The organism is Silvanigrella sp. (assembly GCF_044369315.1).
Taxonomy (GTDB): Bacteria; Bdellovibrionota_B; Oligoflexia; order Silvanigrellales; family Silvanigrellaceae; genus Silvanigrella.
On record NZ_JBIPMD010000224.1, the window covers coordinates 1 to 5,177 of the forward strand.

At 29.2% G+C, this 5,177-nt stretch carries 5 protein-coding genes; 2 read left to right on the top strand and 3 right to left on the bottom strand.

Features of this window, described 5'->3' with window-relative positions; translation table 11 throughout:
* The first annotated feature begins 178 nt into the window (after nt 1-178).
* Entirely contained in the window at nt 179-1,429 is a 1,251-nt protein-coding gene (locus ACIQ56_RS14080) for a hypothetical protein (protein WP_397601683.1), read from the top strand.
* A 90-nt stretch (nt 1,430-1,519) separates the two neighbouring features.
* Here ACIQ56_RS14080 and ACIQ56_RS14085 read toward each other — a convergent pair whose 3' ends face one another.
* Nucleotides 1,520-1,912, bottom strand: a complete 393-nt coding sequence (locus ACIQ56_RS14085; protein WP_397601684.1) for a hypothetical protein — start codon at nt 1,910-1,912, stop codon at nt 1,520-1,522.
* Nucleotides 1,913-1,986: 74 nt separating this feature from the next.
* Complete coding sequence (locus ACIQ56_RS14090) at nt 1,987-2,982, bottom strand: pyridoxal phosphate-dependent aminotransferase (protein ID WP_397601685.1); 996 nt, start codon at nt 2,980-2,982, stop codon at nt 1,987-1,989.
* Nucleotides 2,983-3,121: 139 nt separating this feature from the next.
* Between ACIQ56_RS14090 and ACIQ56_RS14095 the strand changes: the two genes are divergently transcribed.
* Entirely contained in the window at nt 3,122-4,054 is a 933-nt protein-coding gene (locus tag ACIQ56_RS14095; RefSeq protein WP_397601686.1) for a DUF1338 domain-containing protein, read from the top strand.
* On the opposite strand, the gene ACIQ56_RS14100 is transcribed toward ACIQ56_RS14095, so the two are convergent.
* Nucleotides 4,051-5,067 (bottom strand): hypothetical protein, encoded by a 1,017-nt coding sequence (locus ACIQ56_RS14100; RefSeq protein WP_397601687.1) that lies wholly within the window; start codon nt 5,065-5,067, stop codon nt 4,051-4,053. The two genes, ACIQ56_RS14095 and ACIQ56_RS14100, sit on opposite strands and share 4 nt — an antisense overlap.
* Nucleotides 5,068-5,177 lie beyond the last annotated feature (110 nt).

Below are 5,177 nucleotides of genomic sequence, written 5' to 3' on the forward strand. Positions count from 1 at the left end.
GGTAGCTCCTTTGTTACTTTTTTTTAAGCAACAATTAACTAACAAATTGGAGCTATTTCTTCAATCTTCACAATATCTTTCTCAACTCTTAACTGGCATCAAAATGTAAATTACAAAAAATTGTTTTGTAATTTTTATCCATTATTTACTTAAAAATAAAAATTTAATAGGAGAACACATGATAGCCAAAAATATTTTAGTCGCAACTTTAGGATTATCCACGATTGCTCTTTATAGCTGCGGTGGGAAAAATAATAATAAGACTCCAGCAGTAGCAGCATCTGAGAAATCTAATAAAGAAGAAAAAAAACCAATTAAAGTGAATTTTTCTTCTCTATTAAATTCTGCAGCACCTGTAGAAACCGCAGTTACCTCAGCAAGTATTATAGTAAATTGTGGAAATGACAAAGCTTTTAATTTAACCGCTACTAATCAAATTATTGAAGTTTTATCGAATACTGTATGCTCATTAAAAATTTCTGAATTCAATGGTTATACAGCTGCGGATCCTTTAAAACCACTAACGCTTACTTTAAAGAAAAATGGAAATATAGATAAAAATATAGCTCATACAAAATTTACTAATAGTGCTGGAAATACTTTTTATTTAAATGCCAAAAAAGCAGGCGAAATATTTACAATATACGTAGCTACTGAAACAAAATTTTTAGATGCAGTTCTTAAAGGACCTGATGCAGTTGATCCAGAACCAGCAGCTTCAACTAAAGATATTCAAGTACAAAAATTTGATAATGTTGCAGAAAATTATTCTTCAGTTAGTTTAACTGGCAACTATAATGTAAAAAGAGGATTTGGCTCTTTAAAACATAGAATTGAAACTAATTTTAGATTAGAGGGTTTAACTGTTACAGCAAGTGATTGCAGAATTACTGAAGGCGTACACGCTGATATGACTGGTGGCGCATTAACAGATTGTATAGCAACATCAGTAAGTAAACCAATTGCTTATACTATCTTCGTTAAAGATTTAGAATGTACTTATGAAAGATTTGAGATTCCTGAAAGACCTGTTCCTGCAGATTTGGAATTAGCAGATGTACAAGATGAAAAAGACTTATTAACAGGTTACTTTAACTCAGTAAATGAACACTTAACAAGACGAATTGTTGGAGAAAATACAAAAATTGCAGGTCTAAAAACTGCATATGATAATGATGCAACAGACGCATCACTAGCTGCAGCCAAAGGTAACATTGATGCTGAAATAGTTAAAATTAATGCTCATGTAAATTCTACAACTCTTCTTGATAAAGCAGGCCTAGAAAATATAAATACTGTTCTTGAAGCTAATAAAACTGCTAATGCAGACGTTACAGCTTATGTTGAAGCTCTAATTGAAAAAGTTAAATTACTTATTGAAATTGAAGATAAATCTAAGCTTTACGAAAATAGAGATGCAGCAAAATAATTGTCCATTATAAGACAAATATTTCTCTAAAAAAGTAGTTTATTAAAATAAACTACTTTTTTATTTATAAATTTAAAAAATCTTATGAAATTAAAACCTATTATTTAAATAAGCAACTTCAGCCGCTTTTAACTCGGTAAAATTTTTTACTTCACCGTTACTTAAAACAACTTGAAAAAGATATTCTACTCGAGTTTCACGAAAATCATCTTTGGTATAAATAAATTTTTTTGCCTGATTTTTTTTATTTACTTGTTTTAAAATGGTTGTAATTCCCATAAATTCATGATTGATAACAATTCCATAATGGCATTCATTCGCAGAACAATAAAATTTTGTTGTGTTATTTTTATCATGGTGAAATGAAGAATAAATTGTTTTATTTATCAATTGATAATCACTTTTATCAAAATTTATGGTGGCATGAGCATGAGTTGGAAAAAAGAAAGAGGACAAAATAAATATTTTACTTAGAAAATTCATAAAATAAATCCTTTTATAATTATAAATTTCGTATTTGGAACAGAATAGAGATATTTAACGAAACAAAAAAAACTTCAATCAAAAAATGAAAGATAAGTATCAATTTTAGAACAAATAGAACTTGGGCCTAAGCCAAAACGAATATAAGGAATATCTTGTTTCGAAATATACTTTGGTTTGACACCAGAATGTTCCTCGGTAAGGCGAAAGATAGCATCTAAATTATTTAAATTCAATAACTTAGCCAAAAAAAAGGGGGCTTCCGATTGAAATATATGAATATTTTTTCTTTTTATTTGAGAGACTTGATAAGCATAAGAAAGCATTTCATCTCTATTTTTTTGATACCAAGAAATATTTTCTAAGGCATATTTGCAAGCCATAATGCTATTTTTTTGCATCCCTAAATTTAAATGAAATGCACTTGGCAAATGACCAATCGCAAAGCCCATGCGCAGCCCTGGCATACCAAAAAACTTAGAAAAGCTTCCAATTATAATTACATTTTTATATTGATATAAATCGGAAAAAGAATTTGAAAATAGAGGAGCGTAGACCATATCTAATAAAAATATATGTTCAGAAAACTCTTCTATTAATGGAATTAACTTAACAAAATCGACAGAATGACCTGTTGGATTATTTGGAGAAGTTAACAAAACAAGAGATTTTGGAAATTTTTTTAATTGATTTTTTAAAATTTCATCGTTTAAATAATAACGATCATTACTATAATTGCTTTGAAATTTATGAATTTGGTAATTGAGCCCTTCGGCGATATGTAAGTAGTTTGTCCAAGAAAAATCTTCTAAAATAAGAGAGTGATAACTATTTTTTAACCAAGATAAAGATTTTACTAAAATATCTTCAGCGCCATGCCCCATGGTAATTTGATATTTATTGTCAACCTGAAGTTTTTCACACAGTAACTGCCTTAAATTTTGTTGATCTTGATAAGAGGCGTATTTAGACAGATCCCCTTCTGTAAATGAGCAAAAGACATTCTTTACTTGGGGATGATGAGAAAAAAAATATTCATTCCTGTCTAAACTGAGAAGCTGTGATGACAACTCGGAGTCCCTCTTTCTTTTTAAAAAATATTTACTCACTAGCCAAAACCTAAGGCTTAAGCTAAATTTCTAACATAACTTTTTATCGCTCACAAAGAAGCTCGTCTTCTTTTTCATATCTGAAAAAAGGTAACAATATATGCTTGAAATAAAAAAACAAGTTATCAGCAAAATAATCAAACAATTATGGATAAACTATAAAAACAAAGTTGGTCAAGTAAAAGTTATTGAAGAAGCCATTCGAAACCAAGGTGACGATTGGAGTGAAGATCATATTGCGTTTCGTACTCTTCCAGGAATTCACTGTGATTTAAACATATTAAAAGAAACCTTCGAACTATTAGGATATTCCAAAAAAGATGACTATGAATTTAAAGAAAAAAAACTAAAAGCAATTTCATTAATACCTCCCACTGAAACAGGAGCACACAGCACTAAAATATTTCCGAAAGTATTTATTAGTGTTTTAGAGTTAAATACTTTTTCTGAAAAATTTAAAGCTTGTGTAACAAAATACACTTCCGATGTTGTTGCTTCTCCCTTAATTAAATTTAAGCAAGAGCTCGATAGTCTCAAAACAAATCCTGAAAAAATAGATGATGTAGCTAATTCCATTTCCTTATTTTTAAGTTACGGAGCTTCCTGGAGAACACCTACTTTTGAGGACTACGAACTCCTTCGCAAAGAAAGTGAATATGCTGCTTGGACTCTCGTTTATGGAAATACTCCAAATCATTTTACAGTCAGTGTTCACTTAATGAAAAACTTTAAATCGCTAAAAGAGTTTAATGATTTTATTCAAGAAAAATTAAAAATTTCCTTAAATAACTCAGGTGGCGATTTCATTAAAGGAACACCTTCGGTAAAGTTAGAGCAAAGTGCTACTTTAGCTGACGAATGTATTGTTCCTTTTCAAGATGGATTTAAAAAAATTCCTTATGCCTTTGTGGAATTTGCCTTTCGTTTTCCATTAGAAGGAAAATCAAATAATGGCCTTTGGGATAGTTATTACCAAGGCTTTGTAACCGACAATGCAGATAAAATTTTTGAATCCACAAATATTAGAAATTAAAGACGAGTAGAAATATACTCAACATTCCCAAATTTATCATAAGTTGTACTTGTTTTATGAATATTAAGGTTATTCCTTCTTTTAAGATTTGTATTTAATCTTTTTTCTAATTTATCTGATAAATAAACAACAAATTCCTCACTACAAAAATTTACTTTATTTGTTTTATATCCAATCCATTTTGCAAATGATTTATATGCTATTTCTGTATTATAATAACTTTCAATTTCACGAAATGCTTTACGTAGAACAAATTTAATTTGTTCTTTATTTATTTTTTTAAGTGTGTCTATCATTTGAAGAAATTCACCTTCACTATTTTTATAAAAACCGTATTGTTTAAAATCTGCAAAATGATTGGTGGGTTTCCAAAGAAACCCACTCCAAGGTGTTTTATTGTAGTCCATATTATCTTGTAATTGGGCAAAACTCCAACCATGATCTATTTTAACAAATTCAATAGAATCATTTATTTTTGCAATTCCTAAATTAGAAATGTGGGTGTCATAATCGCCAAGCCAAAGACTGACAGCTAAAACTTTACCTAAATTAGATGCATAATTATATTGAACAAATTCTTTAGATCTGTTTGAATAAAAGGGCAATAAAAAGGTTGGTCTTTTTTTAAAATGCATGAGCTTATGAACTTCATTAAAATTTTCAAAAAAAATTGAGCCAACATAAACTTCAGTATGTAGATCTTTTTTAATTAATAATTTTGTATTTGTTTCTTTATTATATTTAGCTAAAATAACTTGCGAAGCATAACCAGGAATTACCAAATGATATAATTTAGCTGCTAAAAATTCACTTATTGTTTCTCCATCATTACGACCTTGTTTAAATAATACCGTATAATTTTCTGAAAAAGATTTATATTCATAGACACCACCCAAATTGGCTTTAGAAACTTGGCCTCCAATTTTATCACCTTTTTTACGATAATTTATAATATGCGATTTGGAAAAATGGTATGATTCAGATATAAGATTATTGTTGGTAGGTAGAGACATGACTTTTATTTCCTTTCAAATAAAGTAATTCATTGCCATGAAACCCCTGCAGAACCGGACTTGTAGTTTTCCCACATCCGGCTCCCAGAGATGATATTCATTGCGTAGGT

Excerpts from the sequence above, each read along its gene's own strand:
- ACIQ56_RS14080 (WP_397601683.1), top strand. The coding sequence starts at position 179 with ATGATAGCCAAAAATATTTTAGTCGCAACTTTAGGATTATCCACGATT.
- ACIQ56_RS14085 (WP_397601684.1), bottom strand. The coding sequence starts at position 1,912 with ATGAATTTTCTAAGTAAAATATTTATTTTGTCCTCTTTCTTTTTTCCA.
- ACIQ56_RS14095 (WP_397601686.1), top strand. The coding sequence starts at position 3,122 with ATGCTTGAAATAAAAAAACAAGTTATCAGCAAAATAATCAAACAATTA.
- ACIQ56_RS14100 (WP_397601687.1), bottom strand. The coding sequence starts at position 5,067 with ATGTCTCTACCTACCAACAATAATCTTATATCTGAATCATACCATTTT.